The 16,519-nt window shown below is 56.9% G+C and carries 20 protein-coding genes; 11 read left to right on the forward strand and 9 right to left on the reverse strand.

Annotated elements, in window-relative coordinates:
• Positions 1-17: 17 nt before the first annotated feature.
• From A7976_RS09245 to A7976_RS09270, 6 genes are all read right to left on the reverse strand, one after another.
• A complete protein-coding gene (locus A7976_RS09245; protein WP_067110567.1) occupies positions 18-659 on the reverse strand; it encodes an FMN-binding negative transcriptional regulator in 642 nt (213 codons plus the stop codon).
• A 38-nt stretch (positions 660-697) separates the two neighbouring features.
• Positions 698-1,024: an antibiotic biosynthesis monooxygenase gene (locus A7976_RS09250; protein ID WP_067110569.1), complete on the reverse strand. Its 327-nt coding sequence runs from the start codon at positions 1,022-1,024 to the stop codon at positions 698-700.
• Between the two features lie 186 nt (positions 1,025-1,210).
• Positions 1,211-1,696 carry a VOC family protein gene (locus A7976_RS09255; protein ID WP_205633488.1) on the reverse strand — a complete coding sequence of 162 codons (486 nt, stop codon included), beginning with the start codon at positions 1,694-1,696 and terminating at the stop codon, positions 1,211-1,213.
• Positions 1,697-1,772: 76 nt separating this feature from the next.
• Positions 1,773-2,876 (reverse strand): DNA topoisomerase IB, encoded by a 1,104-nt coding sequence (locus A7976_RS09260; protein ID WP_067110574.1) that lies wholly within the window; start codon positions 2,874-2,876, stop codon positions 1,773-1,775.
• A gap of 6 nt (positions 2,877-2,882) precedes the next feature.
• Positions 2,883-4,409 carry an FAD-dependent oxidoreductase gene (locus A7976_RS09265; protein ID WP_067110578.1) on the reverse strand — a complete coding sequence of 509 codons (1,527 nt, stop codon included), beginning with the start codon at positions 4,407-4,409 and terminating at the stop codon, positions 2,883-2,885.
• 149 nt (positions 4,410-4,558) lie between these two features.
• Positions 4,559-5,014: an SRPBCC family protein gene (locus tag A7976_RS09270; protein ID WP_067110581.1), complete on the reverse strand. Its 456-nt coding sequence runs from the start codon at positions 5,012-5,014 to the stop codon at positions 4,559-4,561.
• A gap of 212 nt (positions 5,015-5,226) precedes the next feature.
• On the opposite strand from A7976_RS09270, the gene A7976_RS09275 reads away from it, so the two are divergent.
• From A7976_RS09275 to A7976_RS09300, 6 genes are all read left to right on the forward strand, one after another.
• Positions 5,227-5,697 (forward strand): Rrf2 family transcriptional regulator, encoded by a 471-nt coding sequence (locus tag A7976_RS09275; protein WP_067110583.1) that lies wholly within the window; start codon positions 5,227-5,229, stop codon positions 5,695-5,697.
• An 81-nt stretch (positions 5,698-5,778) separates the two neighbouring features.
• Entirely contained in the window at positions 5,779-6,765 is a 987-nt protein-coding gene (locus A7976_RS09280; protein ID WP_067111136.1) for a serine/threonine protein kinase, read from the forward strand.
• 25 nt (positions 6,766-6,790) lie between these two features.
• Positions 6,791-7,216, forward strand: coding sequence for a GNAT family N-acetyltransferase (locus tag A7976_RS09285; protein ID WP_067110586.1), 426 nt, complete (start codon positions 6,791-6,793; stop codon positions 7,214-7,216).
• Positions 7,213-7,749: a DinB family protein gene (locus A7976_RS09290; RefSeq protein ID WP_067110588.1), complete on the forward strand. Its 537-nt coding sequence runs from the start codon at positions 7,213-7,215 to the stop codon at positions 7,747-7,749. Before A7976_RS09285 ends, A7976_RS09290 begins: the two co-directional genes overlap by 4 nt.
• Positions 7,750-7,763: 14 nt before the next feature.
• Entirely contained in the window at positions 7,764-8,459 is a 696-nt protein-coding gene (locus A7976_RS09295) for an SDR family oxidoreductase (RefSeq protein WP_067110596.1), read from the forward strand.
• A gap of 187 nt (positions 8,460-8,646) precedes the next feature.
• On the forward strand, positions 8,647-9,717 hold the full coding sequence (locus A7976_RS09300) for a cytochrome D1 domain-containing protein (protein WP_067110598.1): 1,071 nt from the start codon (positions 8,647-8,649) through the stop codon (positions 9,715-9,717).
• Positions 9,718-9,836: 119 nt separating this feature from the next.
• Here the strand turns inward: A7976_RS09300 and A7976_RS09305 are convergent, their stop codons facing one another.
• Positions 9,837-10,043, reverse strand: a complete 207-nt coding sequence (locus tag A7976_RS09305) for a DUF6494 family protein (RefSeq protein WP_067110601.1) — start codon at positions 10,041-10,043, stop codon at positions 9,837-9,839.
• A 42-nt stretch (positions 10,044-10,085) separates the two neighbouring features.
• Positions 10,086-10,691 carry a Yip1 family protein gene (locus tag A7976_RS09310; RefSeq protein ID WP_067110604.1) on the reverse strand — a complete coding sequence of 202 codons (606 nt, stop codon included), beginning with the start codon at positions 10,689-10,691 and terminating at the stop codon, positions 10,086-10,088.
• A 308-nt stretch (positions 10,692-10,999) separates the two neighbouring features.
• Here A7976_RS09310 and A7976_RS09315 point away from each other — a divergent pair, with 308 nt between their 5' ends.
• The 5 genes from A7976_RS09315 to A7976_RS09335 are packed head-to-tail and all read left to right on the forward strand — an operon-like array spanning position 11,000 to position 15,703.
• Complete coding sequence (locus A7976_RS09315; RefSeq protein ID WP_067110608.1) at positions 11,000-11,485, forward strand: DUF2244 domain-containing protein; 486 nt, start codon at positions 11,000-11,002, stop codon at positions 11,483-11,485.
• 12 nt (positions 11,486-11,497) lie between these two features.
• Positions 11,498-12,688, forward strand: coding sequence for a cytochrome c oxidase subunit II (gene coxB, locus A7976_RS09320; protein WP_082878075.1), 1,191 nt, complete (start codon positions 11,498-11,500; stop codon positions 12,686-12,688).
• 11 nt (positions 12,689-12,699) lie between these two features.
• Positions 12,700-14,274, forward strand: a complete 1,575-nt coding sequence (gene ctaD / locus A7976_RS09325) for a cytochrome c oxidase subunit I (RefSeq protein ID WP_067110610.1) — start codon at positions 12,700-12,702, stop codon at positions 14,272-14,274.
• A 21-nt stretch (positions 14,275-14,295) separates the two neighbouring features.
• A complete protein-coding gene (locus A7976_RS09330; protein ID WP_067110613.1) occupies positions 14,296-15,141 on the forward strand; it encodes a cytochrome c oxidase subunit 3 in 846 nt (281 codons plus the stop codon).
• 40 nt (positions 15,142-15,181) lie between these two features.
• Positions 15,182-15,703, forward strand: coding sequence for a hypothetical protein (locus A7976_RS09335; RefSeq protein WP_067110616.1), 522 nt, complete (start codon positions 15,182-15,184; stop codon positions 15,701-15,703).
• 48 nt (positions 15,704-15,751) lie between these two features.
• Here the strand turns inward: A7976_RS09335 and A7976_RS09340 are convergent, their stop codons facing one another.
• Entirely contained in the window at positions 15,752-16,414 is a 663-nt protein-coding gene (locus tag A7976_RS09340) for a TetR/AcrR family transcriptional regulator (protein ID WP_067110619.1), read from the reverse strand.
• Between the last annotated feature and the right edge of the window lie 105 nt (positions 16,415-16,519).

The following is a 16,519-nucleotide window of genomic DNA, read 5'->3' on the forward strand; positions in this document are numbered from 1 at the left end:
TGTCTGGCGTTTAGCCCTTAGCGCCCATGGTTGATGCCCTCGACCAGAGCAGCCATTTCCAAAGCCTCCTCGCTACCGCTGGCCCGCAAGCCCTGAATGACGCCGGCCTGGTTCTCGGCAGGCTGGTTTTGGCTCGTTTTCCATTTGCCGGACAGGCGGGTGATCACGATCTCGATACCGACAACGCCACCCATCATTTTTTCTATGAAATCGGAAGGCGCATCCGCGAGGTGCCACGGCTCGGCAAACGCGGCCTCGTTATGCGCCGTGAGCGATTCGAGGTGATCACGCAACCACGCGGCATCGTCGATGACACGAAGCGTACCGTAGGCATGTGCCACCACGTAGTTCCAGGTGGGGACGACCTTTCCCGTTTCTGCTTTGATCGGGTACCACGATGGCGTGATGTAAGCGCTGGGGCCGTGGAAGATTGCCAAGGCCTCAACGCCCTTGGCGATATCGCTCCAGATCGGGTTGGCACGGGCTACATGGCCGCGCAAAGTACCGAACGGGCCGGGTTGCTCGGACAGATGCAACGGAATGTGATTGGCATTGAGCCCGCCCGAAGAAAGCGTGACCAGGCTGGCAAAAGGGCGCGAGCGTATGAACTGGTGCAGAACATCAACTCTCGGCTCATCGAATTGCTTGGGTATGTACATGTGAATGCGCGCTATGTTGGAAGGGAAAAGCGAAAAAATTAACCCGCCTTGGCTATAGGCAAGCTCGTCAGCCTGGCATCGCCATAGGTCTTGATAACCTCGGAAATAATCACTTGATAGCCATCCAGCCAATTTTCCTGAGCGGCTTTCGCCTCCAGATGCTTGGGATGCGTCACCAAAGTTTGCAGCGCCTCCAGAGTTTCCCAATAGTAGACATTCGAAACCAGCCCGGTAGTTGGGTTCTCCCAAGCCTCTTCGCCCAGATATCCGGGAATTTCCTTTGCCGCCTCTGCAATGGCCTGATCAAGACGATAGAAGTCATTGTCATATTGCTTCTTGGCAAAGATGAATGTCGATGAATACATTCTTGCGGTGTCTCCGGCGAGGGGTGGTAAATGGCTAGTTTGCCATCAAGCGCACGCTTTAGGGCGTCCGCTTGACTGAATTGCTGGCTGCAGGCAAGTGAAGCTTGCCGGATGATGTCAGCCAAATGGAAGATTAGTCGGCTGTTCGATCAATGAAATGGCCGGCCATGGCTGAGCCCTTGAGCGTCAGCCGCGCCGGGCCGCTTCGATCGCCGCGATGTCGATCTTTCTCATTTGCATCATCGCCTCGAAAGCGCGCTTGGCTGCGGCGCGATCGGGATCGGCGATTGCGTCAGTGAGCGCGCGCGGCGTGATTTGCCACGACAGGCCCCACTTGTCCTTACACCAGCCGCAGGCGCTTTCCTGACCGCCGTTGCCTACGATCGCATTCCACAAGCGGTCGGTTTCGGCTTGGTCGTCAGTCGCAACCTGGAATGAAAAAGACTCGTTGTGCTTGAACGCCGGACCGCCATTCAGACCGAGACAAGGGATGCCGATTACGGTGAATTCGACCGTCAAGACATCGCCCTGCTTGCCCGCCGGATAGTCGCCGGGGGCATGAAGGACCTTTCCTACTGCGCTATCCGGGAACGTCTCGGCGTAGAACCTTGCTGCATCCAGGGCGGCGCCTTCGTACCAGAGACAGATCGTATTCTTGGGGACCATTTTCATTCTCCATTCGTAACCGTTAAGTACATCCTATCCTCGCAAGCTTACACGTGAGCCGACCAATAGGGCGAGGTCTGGACTATGTGGCCGCTTGACGCATCAACGCATGCTGCAATAACTCCAGCGTAAACGCTTCTTCCTTATCGATGAGCGTTTGCATTTCGTTTCCCTTCTTCTCCATCAACTCATGCAAATCCCCATTTGCATAAGCCTCCAGCACCGTCGGATGCACATAGCATTTCCTGCAGATCGTCGGCGTATTTCCGAGCTTGTTTGCGGCAGTTTCGATAGCTTCGCGGGTCTTCTGCTTAGCTTCCGCGAGGGTTTCGGCGGGGCCGAGCGCCTTGAGGGCGATGACGGTCTGGACGGTGCCGGACCAGGTGCGGAAATCCTTGGCGGTGTAGTTTTCGCCGGTGATGGTTTTGAGGTAATCGTTGACGTCGGCGGAGCCGATGGAGTGGCGCGCGCCTTCGCTGTCGACGTATTGAAAGAGCTCCTGCCCCGGCAACTCGCGCATGCGGCGGACGATGCGCGCAAGGCGCGGTTCGCTAATGCGGATGTTGTGCGAAATGCCGCTTTTACCTTTGAAATTGAATTCGATGGCGGCGCCGTCGATGGTGACGTGGCGGTTTCTTAGCGTAGTGAGGCCGAAGGATTTGTTGGCCTGGGCGTACTCTTCGTTGCCAACGCGGATCATGGTGACGTCGAGCAGGCGGATGATGGTGGCGATGACTTTTTCGCGGCTCAAACCGGGACGGCGGATGTCTTCTTCCAGCCGGGCGCGGGTGGCGGATAACTGCGTGGCGAAGGCTACCATGCGTTCGTACTTGGCTTCGTCCCGCACTTCGCGCCAATTCTTGTGATAGCGGTATTGCTTGCGGCCGCGTGCATCGCGGCCGGTGGCTTGCAGATGGCCGTTTTTATCGCGGCAGATCCATACATCCGTCCAGGCGGGTGGGATAGCAAGTGATTTGATGCGGGCGAGCTCGGCGGGGTCTTTTAGTGGATTGCCAGCGGCATCCAGATATCGAAAGCCGCTTCTCGTCCGCTTGCGGTTGAAGCCCGGAGCGCTGTCGGCAACGTAGCGCAATCCTCCTGCCTCTGCCGCCAGCACCCGCTCTGCCATGAGCGACGCATCTGCAGCAGCCGGTTCCGGTTCGATGTCGACAATGGCATCGGACATGTAACTCTATGCGGCTTTTTCGCGTGGCTTGACTGCCGCGAGCGGCGTTGTGGCCGGGCCGTGCATGACCTCACCATCGATGCCGAAGCGGGAGCCGTGGCACGGACAATCCCAGGATTTCTCGGTGGAATTCCAGGAAACCTCGCAACCCAGGTGCGTGCAGACAGCCGAGACGGCGTGCAGAACCCCTTCCTCATCACGATACACGGCTTGCTTGCCGAAGCCGGCCTTCACGATAGCACCTTCTCCCGGCGGGATTGCATCCGCGGAGTTGGCATCGGCGCCGGTGATCCATTTGCCGTATTGCGCCACGACATTAGCCTGTTCGCGCAGAAATTGCGCCGTGCCGTGGATGACCATGCGCGAGGGCGAATACAGCTCCGCCCACGGAGTGGGGCGGCCCATGATGAGATCGGTGATGAGCATGGCGCCGGCGGTGCAATGCGTCATGCCGTTGCCGGAGTCGCCGGTGATGATGTACACGTTTTTTTCGTTCGGGTTTTTCCCGAGGAATGCCATGCCGTCTGCAGGCTCCATCACCGTGCCGGACCACTGGTACTCGATCTGTTTCGCCATGGGAAAACGTTCGCGCGTCCATTGCTCGATGGCGGTGAAGCGACTTTCCGGCGATCCGTCCTGGCCGCTTTTATGGTCCGCGCCGCCGACGATGAGAATGTCGTCTGCAGAATTTTCCGGGGATTCCAGCCGGATGTAATAGTAAGGATCGCCGTCGTCCCACAACAGCAGACGCGGCACCGAACCGCGCGGCACGGCGATACCCAGCACATAAGTGCGGTAAGCGGATTGCTTGGTATGCATGACGACATGGTTGTTGAAAGGCGTATTGGTGGCGACTACGACATCCCGGGCGCGCACGTTGGCGCTGCCGGTGGTGACGATGCGCGCATCGCGCTCGTTATCGATCTGGAGCGCCCGCGTGCGGATGTAAATCTTGCCGCCGAGGCGCTCGATGGCCGCACACAAGCCTTGAAGGTAATGCAAGGGATGGAACTGCGCGAGGTTGTGGAATTGGATGCATGGGCCGGTATCGAACGGGAGTTCCGGCACATGTTCCAGCATCTCCACCGAAGCGCCGGCGCGCAAGGCTGCCTCCGACTCCTTCCGGAGATTGCTAGCACCGGCGTGATTCAGTGAAAACAGATAGCCTTCGAGCCGTTCAAAACTGCACTGTATGCCTTCCTCGCGCACGATCGCCTCGACGCGGTCGGTGGCCTTGGCGAAGCTGTCGACCACAAGCCGCGCGGCTTCGGCGCCGAAGACTTCTTCGATCCAATAATAGCGGTCGTCCGGCGGTGCGAAATGCGCTGTCGTGCGCCCGGTTTCGCCGCTGCCGATGTCGTCGGCCTCGATGAGCACGACCGACTTGCCTTCCTTGGCCAGCAAGTAGGCTGCGGTCAGTCCGGCGATGCCGCCACCGACAACGCAAACGTCGGCGGCGGCATCCTGTTCAAGGGAAGTGAAAATTGCTGGTTGCGTCGTCGCCATCCATACTGAGGTCGATCCATGTCGCATGTGATCTCCTTATCGGGCTTGCAATTGATAGCAAACCCATTTTGCGCCAGCCAGTTTGGGTCGGGCACGCGAGGTTGGATGAGCGAGCGAGACCTCCGCACCGCCACAACCCAAACTGGCACTGCACAATACCGGTATGCGCCTAACGATCAGGAGGGACGAATCGTGCCTCTCCAACCTCCCGTTTCACTGCCGCGGGACTCAAGGAATTCTTTGAATCGTTCCAGGTCGCCTTCGAGACGATGGGAGACCAGGCCGACGGCATCGCCAGCGTTTTCCATCATTCCTTCCGGGTCGTAATCCATTTGCAGCATGACGCGAGTTGAACCGTCGTTCAGTTTGTGAAAGCTGACAACACCGGCATTCTGGCTGCCGTCCAGGCTGCGCCATGCGATGCGCTGATCAGGAATCTGCTCGGTGATCTCGGCATCCCACTCCACATCCTTGCCGGCAATTTCGGCGCACCAGTGGAGGTGTGCATCGTCCATCTGACGCACTTCCTTCACGCCCTCCATGAAAGCCGGAAACTCTTCGAACTGTGTCCACTGGTTGTAGACGGAAGTTACGGGGGCGTTGATATCAATGGATTTTTGCAATGTAGACATGATCTTCCTCCAGTCAGTTTTGGCTTGTTTGCGATGATTTAAATTCGATGTAGCAAGTTAAAAATTCTAGGTTGATCACCTCGTGTTTTACGTCGGAAACGTCTGATTTGACTGTAGGAAGCGCGCGATAAAAACACCTGAAATAAGTGCTTGGGCTAGCGAGGGTTTTCCTATAAAATCAAAAGCGGACATAAATATCCTGAGTTCTTAATATGTTGCTTTCACATACCAGCCAATACGCCATACAGTCCCTGGTTTATATCGCGCTTCACGGCGACGATGGGCCATTGCTGAGCCGCGAGATTGCTGCGCGGCTGGGCGTGCCTTCTGCCTATCTGGCCAAAATCCTGCAATCGCTTTGCAAGGGCGGCCTGCTCATTTCCCATCGCGGTCGATTGGGCGGGTTCAGCTTGTCCGAATCCCCGGACAAAATGAGTTTGATGCGCGTGATCAACATTACCGAAGGCGCGGGCTTCACCAAGGAATGCCTGCTCGGGCTCAAGGTATGCAGCGACGAAACCGCCTGCCCGATGCATCCGATCTGGAAGCCGATCAAGGAACGCATCATGCAAATGATGGAAAGCCAGAATCTCACGACGGTGGCGGACGCGGTGCGCGAGGGAAAATACCGGCTGACCGATCTGCCGGGTTCGCTTTGCCCCGAAATGGAAACGGTCAAATAAGCCGCTGCGGCGCTTTCGAGCCGGCAAAACCGGCCTCCACTTCTTGACGCGGCCCGGCCCGCCACCTTGTAGAATATGGGCATGGCCGATCATCCAACACCTTTTTCCGAGCTTACGCCCGACTTCATCCTGAACGCACTGGAAAGCCTGCATCTGCGCTGCGATGGCAGGCTGCTGGCGCTCAACAGTTACGAAAACCGCGTCTATCAAGTCGGGATGGAAGACGCGCCGCCTTTCGTGGCGAAATTTTATCGGCCTTTCCGCTGGAGCGATGCGGCGATCCAGGAAGAGCACGACTTCTCGCAAGCCCTTGCAGCGCAAGAGATTCCCGTTGTTCCGCCATTGGAGCTGGCCGGAAGAACGCTGCATCATTTCAACGATTTTCGTTTTGCCGTATTTCCGAGGCGCGGCGGACGCGCGCCGGAGTTAGGCGATCCTGATACGCTCGAATGGCTGGGGCGTTTCATCGGCCGTATCCATGCGATCGGCGCTACCTCCGATTTTGTGCAACGGCCGACCCTGGATATTGAAAGCTTCGGCGTGGAACCGCGCGAGTATCTGCTCACCCACGGATTTATCCCGGCCGATCTGGATGCAGCCTATCGCAGCGTATCCGCCCAGGCGCTGGAAGGCGTGCGCCACTGCTTCGACCGCGCCGGCGATATCCGTCGTATCCGGCTGCACGGCGATTGCCACCCCGGCAACATACTATGGACGGATGACGGCCCGCACTTTGTCGATTTCGACGATTGCCGCATGGGGCCGGCCATCCAGGATTTATGGATGCTGCTTTCGGGAGAGCACGGCGACATGGTGCGCCAGCTTTCCGACCTGCTCGCCGGTTATGAGGATTTTCATGAATTCGATCCGCGCGAGCTGCATCTGGTCGAAGCCTTGCGCACCCTGCGCCTCATTCATTACTCCGCGTGGCTCGCGCGCCGCTGGGACGACCCGGCTTTCCCGAAAAACTTTCCCTGGTTCAACACCCAGCACTACTGGCAGGATCGCATCCTGGAATTGCGCGAGCAGATCGCACTGATGGACGAACCACCGCTGTGGCCGGGATAATCGATTAAAAACAACAGGAACGCGCATGAATATCCGTACCGCCATCACCGAATCCGAGATTCGCGCCTGCTACCCTGCAATGCGCGAATTGCGACCGCATCTGAGCGAGGAGGTGTTTGTCTCGCAAGTACAGCGCCAGATGCAGAACCACGGCTACGTGCTGATCTATATTGCCGCAGAGGGAGAAGTCATGGCGGCCGCCGGTTATCGCGTCGCGGAATTTCTTGCCTGGGGCAAGGCGTGTTATCTCGACGATCTCGTCACACTTGAGTCAGCGCGCAAGCATGGCTACGGCGGCATGCTGCTGGATTGGCTGATGAACAAGGCCGAAGAGCTCGGCTGCCGGCAATTCCATCTCGATTCCGGCGTGCAGCGCCATGACGCGCACCGGCTATACCTCGGCCGCAAGATGCAGATCACTTCGCATCATTTTGCGAAAGCGCTGGCATGAACGATTGCAAGCAAGTCATCCTGCTGGCCGCGTATAACGCATGGATGAATACCAAGGTTTTCGAGGCTGCCAGTCGCCTGCCGCATGAGGAAGTCGTACAGGATCGCGGCGCGTTTTTCGGCTCGATACTCGGCACGTTGAATCATATCGCCGTGGCCGACACCATCTGGTTGCGGCGTTTTTCGATCCTTTCCGCCGAGCAGGCCGCTCTCAAGCCTCTCGACGACATGCCGATTCCCACCGCGCTGAATACCGTATTGTTCAGTGAACTTGCAGGGCTGATAGCCTATCGAAAAAGACTGGACGGCATGATCAACGCCTGGGCAGCAACGCTGACGGATGCGGACTTATCGCGTGAACTGCGTTATGCCAGCCTGAAGGGCATCGCGTCCAACAAGCGTCTGGGCGCCGCGCTCATGCATTTCTTCAATCATCAGACGCACCACCGCGGCCAGGCCACGACCCTGCTACACCAGGCAGGGCAGGATGTCGGGATAACCGACCTGATCGCGCTCATATCCGACACAGACTGAATACTGGAGAACACATGTTTACCTTATTGATCACCGGCGCCAATCGCGGCCTCGGACTTGAATTCGCCAAGCAATATGCCACCGCCGGCTGGCGCGTACTGGCCTGCTGCCGCGCACCGGAAAATGCCGACAAACTGCAGGCGCTGGCGGACGCGGCGCAAGGGCGGGTGACGCTGCATGCACTCGATGTAGCAGACCTGAGCGCCATCGATGATCTGGCGCAGCAGCTCCGCGGCACGCCTATCGACCTCATCATCAACAATGCCGGCATATATCCGGATCGCACCGGCGGCTTCGGGCAACTCGATTACGACGCATGGATGATGGCTTTCCTCGTCAATACAATGGCACCGATGAAAATCACCGAGGCCTTCATTTCCAATCTTGAGTCGGGCAAGGGCAAAACCGTCGCCACGGTCAGCAGCAAGATGGGCAGCCTGGACGACAACACCAGCGGCGGCTGTTATCTCTATCGCTCCAGCAAGGCCGCGGTCAACATGGTGATGAAAAGCCTGTCGCTCGACCTTGAATCGCGTGGCATACGCGCGGTGATTCTGCATCCCGGCTGGGTGCAGACCGACATGGGCGGCGCGAACGCGCTGATCACTGCCGAGACCAGCGTTGCCGGCATGCGCAAGGTGCTGGATCATGCAACGGCCGATGACTCCGGCCGCTTTATCGGCTACGACGGCATCGAAATCGCTTGGTAACCAAGGGCATCCGGTTAGTGCAGCCGGAGCCGCCTGCGGCTTGCACCCGACGGCTTTCTGGTCCAGAATCCCCCGGCCCTTTCGGGGAACCTTTTACCCCTGATCGATTCTCAACACCAGGTACATGGCGCCGGGCTTGGAAGCGTTCATGGTCTGTGGCAACCCCTTCAATACGGAGATTATCTGCATGAAACATCCGCAAAATAAATACAAGATTACTGCTGCATTACTGTTCGCCCTGGGCATGGGCAGCACATCCGCAATGGCCGGCGACAAAGGCGTGGCCTATGTTTCCAACCAGGACGGCGGCGTGACGATCATCGATCTTGCTACCATGGAAACCAAAGGTTCCCTCGATATCGGCGCCAAGGGCCCGCGCGGCATTGGCGTCACGAGCGACGGCAAATTTCTCGTCACCGCCAACCGCGACGACGGCAATATCTCCGTCATCGATCTTGCTGCCGGCAAGGTCGTGAAGCATATTCCCATCGGCAAGAATCCCGAATTCGTACGTGTATTGGGCGACAAGGTGTATATCTCCTATGAACCCAGCTCCAAGGGCGGCCCGCCCCCGAAACCTGGTGCCGCGCCTGTGGAAGACGATGACGACGACGAGGAAAAGATTCCGGCCAAGATTTCGGTCGTCGATCTGAAGCAAGGCAAGGTTGTGCAGGAAATCACCGGCGGCCCGGAAACCGAAGGCATCGAGTTTTCCAAGGATGGCAAGAAACTGGTGATCACCAACGAAGCCGACAACACCATAACCGTACACGATATCCAATCCGGCAAGCTGCTGAAGACGATCCATACGCATAAGTACGGCGATCGCCCGCGCGGCATCAAGGTTTCGCCGGATGGCTCCTTCTATGTTTCCACGCTGGAATACGGCAACAAGTTCATGGTGCTGGACAAGAACTTCAATCCGGTGAAGACGGTTAATACCGGCAAGACGCCTTACGGCATTTCGTTCGACCCCGAAGGCAAGAATATCTATGTCGCCGCTTCCAAGGAAAAGACCATGGAAGTATATAACGCCAAGACTTTCAAGAAAGTGAAGAGCGTGACCACCGGCGACCGTTGCTGGCACTTCAGCTTCACCCCCGACAAGCAGAACGTGTTGCTCGCCTGCGGCAAGTCCGATGAAGTGCTGGTGATCGATACCCAAAAACTGGAAGTCACCAAACGCATCGGCGACAAGCAAATGCCTTGGGGGATTGTGACGTACCCGAAATCAGCCGGCACGCTGGATAAGCCCTGATCGATAGCCCGGCTTGGCTCCCAGGCCGGGCATGTAGCGCAGGCGTCCTCGCCTGCATCAGCCCATGTGTCTACGGGGAATGCAGGCGAGGACGCCTGCGCTACGAAAATCAGCCTGGATTACTCCAGGCTGATTTCACCATCAAAGCTGACGTTGAGATTCAACTCCCCTATCATCAGCGTCATTTTTGCCGGCAGTTTCTCATAGCCTTTGAGCTGCCCGCTGGAAATAGCGGCGGTAACGGCCTTTTCAATTTCGTGCTGCGAATGCACGCCGACCATCTTGAGATACTTGCGTATGCTCATGTTGAAAGTTTCTTCGTTCATGTCGATATCCTTTCATCTTAAAGGATGGCGTGCGCTCAGCTGTCACGCCAATAGCGGCATGGAATATTGCAGATTCTGGATACTGCCCCAGACCACCAGCGTGCACACCATCAGAAAGCCCAAGGCCACCGTGCCGGCGATCAGCACCGCGCCGAATACAAGCGTGGCATGTCCTTGCTCCTTCATCCTGAATACAACCGGAATGCCGTAATACAGCAGCCCAGCCGTCGCCATCAGCGCCATGGCAATGACAACCACGTTGACAAGGGCGTTCGGAACGAGCAGAAAAATCGGCGCCATCCATAACGGTGTTGGAGCCACGGCCGCAATGATGAACGAATCTTTGAAGGACGGATGAATTTCACCCAGTTCGCCCAACTGCCGGATCAACGTCGCCATGACAGGCACCACCGCCAATTCCACCAGAAAAAACACCATACCGATCAGTAACAGCTTGGAGGAGTTCATGCTCGGGAAAAACTGGCCGCCGTATTTGCCGCCCGCCAGGAAAAGCATCAATGGGGGGATCAGCGAAAACGGAATGACATGCAGGAAAAAGATGCTGGATATCGTGGGCTTGCTGCGCACCAGACGGCTCCAGCCCTTGGCAGGTGTTGCAAATAGCGAGAACAGGGTTAACGGATTCATTTATGTCTCCTCCTAATTCATTGCGAAGTCGCCTGAAAATGCAGCGAGGAAGACGTGATATCGGCGCTTGCAACCCGTGCGCATGACACTGACGGAGCTTCTCACCACATTCAAAAACAGCTTACAAGAGCTTGTTTTGATGCTCAGTTTACTATTTCGCCCTGCGTTGTACAGTGTTTTTAAAAGAGTTGCCACTCACCAAATATCATACTAACATTGTCGGGTATTGAGCTGTTTCAACAGGCTCTTACGGGGTGTAGCACGAGTACTAGCGAAGAACTTCTTTGCTGTAGAAAGTGAGGCACGACATGGTCGATGTCAGCGGTTCGACATCATCAGTGCACTACTCCATCACCGCCAGGCCAAATTGTTCATTGTCCCCGGCAGGCACTCTTTGCGCCTTCTGCATCATCGCTTTTGTCACGCTGGCGGTCGCGCTGGCTTTCACCTTACTCGGCGCATGGCCCATCCTGCCTTTTGCCGGCCTTGAACTGCTCATCCTCTGGTTCTGCTTCCGCCATATCTGGCGGCATGCCCATGATTACGAACGCCTCACCATAGACGACCACAAGGTCATCGTCGAAAAGCACGATCCTACGTGCGACAGCCATGTCGAGCTGAACGGCTACTGGGCTGCCGTCGTCCTGGAGTTCATGCCCGATGGCGACTGCCGCCGGCTTGCATTGCGCTCACACGGCAAGGAAATCGAATTCGGAAGACTACTCAATAGCGAAGAAAAACTCGATCTCGGGCGAGTGCTGCAATCCCGCCTGGGTTCTTACCCGACGACATGAAAGGATAAAAATATGCCCTGCAATATCCGATCAGCTCTACCAACAATAACGATCAGCTTATCCGCCACTTCGGCATATGCAGACTTCCGATTCAACCTTCAACCCGCAGTAACTCCGATTGCTACGGAAATCTATGATCTTCACAACCTGATCCTGCTGGTTTGCCTGGCGATCTTCATTGTCGTGTTCGGTGTGATGTTCTATGCGCTGTACAAGCATCGAAAATCGGTCGGGCATTCGCCAGCGCAATTCAGTCACAACACCAAGCTGGAAGTCGTCTGGACCATCATTCCGTTTTTCATCCTGGTCGGCATGGCCTACCCCACAACCCAGACTATCTTGCGAATGAAAACCGTCGAAAACACCGACATGAGCATCAAGGTGACGGGGCGCCAGTGGTATTGGGAATATGAATACATGGACGCGGGCGTCAACTACGTCAGCAATCTCGCCACCCCGCGCGATCAGATCGACAACAAGGCGGCAAAAACCCCGCATTACCTGCTGGAAGTCGACCAGCCGATGGTCGTTCCCACCGGCAAGAAAGTCCGGCTGCTGCTGACGGCTTCGGATGTGATCCATTCATGGTGGATTCCGGCTTTCGGCGTCAAGCAGGATGCGATACCCGGTTTTATCAATGAAGCCTGGTTCCAGGTGGATAAACCCGGCATTTATCGCGGCCAGTGCGCCGAGCTGTGCGGTGTCGGCCACGGCTTCATGCCCATCGTCGTCGAGGCCAAGCCGCAGGAGGAATACGACGCATGGCTCAAGAATCAAAAAGCCCAGCTTGCCGCGACCGCGGAAGCAGCGACCAAGGATTACACGCTGGACGAATTGAAGACACGCGGCGAAACCATTTTCAATTCCCGCTGCGCCGCTTGCCACCAGGCCAACGGGCAGGGTATTCCGGGCGTATTTCCGCCGTTGGTCGGAGGCGCGGCATTCGCCAACCAGGACACCCTCAAACGCCTTGCGGAACGGGGGTTCGCGAAAGACGGCAAGATTGTGCTGGGGCCGAAAGACAAGCATCTGGACATCGTGATGCACGGCATCCCCGGCACGGCTATGCAAGGGCTAGGCGCACAAATGACGGATCTGGAAGTGGCAGCCGTGATCACTTACGAACGCAATAGCTGGGGCAACAAGACGGGCGATATGCTTCAGCCCAAGGAAGTCGCCGCAGTACGCAAATCAAAAGGATAAGGAGAGGACGAATGGCTACGACGACCCTGCACGATGCGCATCACGACGCACATCCGACCGGCGTGATGCGCTGGCTGACTTCCACCAACCATAAGGATATCGGTACGCTGTACCTCTGGTTCAGCTTCATCATGTTCCTGTTTGCCGGCGGACTGGCGATGCTGATCCGCGCGGAACTGTTTCAGCCCGGACTGCAATTCTTCCAGCCCAATCTGTTCAATCAGTTCACCACCATGCACGGCCTGATCATGATTTTCGGCGCGATCATGCCGGCCTTCGTCGGCTTCGCCAACTGGCAGATTCCGATGATGATAGGTGCGCCGGACATGGCTTTCCCCCGGCTCAACAACTGGAGTTTCTGGCTGCTGCCGGCGGCGGCCTCGCTGCTGCTGATGTCCTTCCTGATGCCCGGCGGAGCGGCTGCGGGCGGCTGGACAATGTATCCGCCACTGTTTATCCAGGGCGGCATGTCGTATGACATGACGATATTTGCGATACATATCATGGGGCTATCATCGATCATCGGTTCGATCAATATCATCACTACCATACTCAACATGCGCACTCCGGGCATGACGATGATGAAAATGCCGATTTTCGTGTGGACCTGGCTGATTACCGCCTTCCTGCTGCTTTCGGCCATGCCGGTGCTGGCTTCGGCGGTTACCATGCTGCTCACCGACCGTCATTTCGGCACGTATTTCTTCAATGCGGCCGGCGGCGGCGACCCGGTGATGTTCCAGCACATTTTCTGGTTCTTCGGGCATCCTGAGGTGTACATCATGATCCTGCCTGCGTTCGGCATCCTGTCGAGCATCATCCCGACCTTCTCGCGCAAGCCGCTCTTCGGCTACGACTCGATGGTGTATGCCACGGCCGCCATCGCGCTGCTGTCTTTCCTCGTCTGGGCGCACCACATGTTCACCGTGGGCATGCCGGCGGCTTCGCAGCTGTTCTTCATGTATGCCACGATGCTGATCGCGATCCCAACCGGGGTAAAGGTATTCAACTGGACGGCGACGATGTGGCGCGGATCGATCACCTTCGAAACGCCCATGCTGTTTGCCATTGCCGTGGTCTGCCTGTTCACCATCGGCGGATTCAGCGGCCTGGTGCTGGCGATCGTGCCGGTGGATATCCAGTTGCAGGACACTTATTACGTCGTCGCGCATTTCCATTACGTGCTGTTTTCCGGCGCGGCGATGAGCATCATGGCGGGCGTGTACTACTGGCTGCCAAAATGGACCGGCCACATGTACGACGAGCGGCTGGGCAAGATCCATTTCTGGCTGACGACCATTGCGTTCAACGTCACGTTCTTTCCGATGCATTTCATCGGCCTGGCCGGCATGCCGCGCCGCATTCCCGATTATGCGTTGCAATTTGCCGAATTCAACATGCTGCAATCGATAGGCTCTTTTGTGCTGGGCGCGAGCCAGCTGCTATTCCTGTATACGGTCATCAAGTGCATACGCGGCGGAGCAACCGCGGGAGACCGACCATGGGAAGGCGCGGACAGTCTGGAGTGGACGCTCACATCGCCGCCGCCTTATCACTCGTTCCAAACCGCACCGGCGTTCAAATAACGAATAACGGAAGGATTTGTAATGGAAACCATCGAACATGTAGATACCGAGCGCTATTACGTTCCGGCGCCATCCTGGTGGCCGCTCATCGGCTCGATTGCCCTGCTCCTGCTGGCGTCCGGTTTTGTCGTCCTGCTACAGAACAATACTTTCGGCGCCTACGTGATGATCGCCGGCGCACTGATTCTCGTCACCATGCTGTTCGGATGGTTCGGGACAGTCATACGCGAGAGCATCGGGGGCTTGTTCAACGATCAGGTCGATACTTCCTACCGCTGGGGTATGGGCTGGTTCATTTTCTCTGAAGTGATGTTCTTCGGAGCATTGTTCGGCGCCCTCTTCTACTCACGCATCATTACCATCCCGGAATTGGGCGATACCGATCTGCTATGGCCGGGTTTCGACGCCGTCTGGCCCAGCGCCGGACCGGGGGTAAAAGAAGCATTCGCGCCGATGGGAGCCTGGGGCATCCCCGCCATCAATACGCTGATTTTGCTTAGCTCCGGCGCAACCATTACCTGGGCGCACTGGGGTTTGAAAAACAACAACCGCACCCAGCTCAAGGCCGGCCTGATACTCACCATCCTGCTCGGCGCACTTTTCATCGGCCTGCAGATACATGAGTACTCTACCGCCACCTTTACCTTCAAGACCGGCATCTACGGCGCCACCTTTTATATCCTGACAGGATTCCACGGCGCGCACGTCACCCTAGGAGCCATCATGCTCTCGGTCATTCTTGCCCGGGTTTATGCCGGCCATTTCACGCCAGAACGCCACTTTGCCTTCGAAGCGGTGTCCTGGTACTGGCATTTTGTCGATGTAGTCTGGCTATTGCTGTTCGTCTTCGTTTACTGGCTGGTTTAGCCAACCCTGATGTTTTTCATACAACGAAAGGGACTGGAAAATGAATCGCAGACTTTATTTCATGCTTCCGGATACCGAGAGCGCACACGCGATGATGAATGATTTGCTCCTCGCGCGCGTCAACGCTAACCGTATCCATTTTCTTGCAAAACCTGGCGTGGAGATCGGCGACCTGCCCGAAGCATCCATTGTCGAACGCACCGACTTTCTCGAAGGCTGGGAAATCGGTACGCTTCTCGGCGGTGTGTTTGGCTTGGTGGCCGGGCTGCTGGCGGTATGGATTCCTCCTTGGCCGTTCGAAAATCCGGTGCCGCTGCTCGCCATCCCCATTTGCATTGTCGTTGGCCTGATTTCCGGCGGCCTGTGGACCGGGATGGTCGCGAGCGCCATTCCCGATCACCGGCTGAAACCTTTCGAAGGAGAAATCGCGAAAGGCAAGGTATTGATGATGGTGCTGATACCGTTCCATCGCGTCGAGGAAATCCGGGCGCTAGTCGTCAAGAAACACCCGGAGGCCGTTTATGACGGGACATGGCCTTCGGAGCATGTGATTTTTCCGTAACGCTCAGGGAGAAACTGCCGGATGCGTGCCCCCCACGCATCCGGTACTTCAGGCGCTCGATTCAAGCACCTGGGGTTGGCTTGCCCCAGCCCCGCCCCGTTCGACGACGGGCCAATGCTTCAACACTCTGCCTACGACTTCCAGAAGCTCGCCCTTGCTCGCGCCACTCGTCGCCTGCACAGACATCCCTTGATGGATAGTCGCCACATATTTGGCTAATTCCGCAGGGCTCTCATCCGCCGGTAAATCATCTTCTGCCCTGGCCCGTTCAAAACGCTGCTGCAGGCCATCCTCGTAGGCGCTTCGTCGCGCCCTTAATTCCTGTTGAATCAATTCCGCGCCTTCGCCGCAGGTCAACGCGCCCTGGATCACCATGCACCCTCGCGGGTTCTGATCGTGCGTCAGAAATTCTGCCGACATAGTCAGCAGCTTCTCCACCACCCGGTATGCCGTCGGCTCGCTCAAGGCTTCACCGATATACGCCACCGGTCCGGCAAGATATTTCTGAACCACTTTCCGGAACAATTCCTCCTTGCCGCCGAAGGCTCCGTACAGACTCGGTTTGTTGATGCCCATGGCTGCCGTGAGCGCGGCCATCGACGAACCTTCGTAGCCGTGCGACCAAAATACGTGCATTGCTTTGTTCAATGCTTCGTCGTGATCAAACGCGGGTGGGCGGCCCCGTTGCCTGACTATTTTAGAAGTGTTCATGGCATGCCATTCATGGTTGGACATTAATATCATACTACTCGGTAAATAAATTGTTGACAACCTTCTGAGTGCCGCCTAATATTAATTTACCAATCGGTACATATA

Origin of the sequence: Methylobacillus sp. MM3 (assembly GCF_001645185.1) — a bacterium.
Taxonomy (GTDB): Bacteria; Pseudomonadota; Gammaproteobacteria; order Burkholderiales; family Methylophilaceae; genus MM2.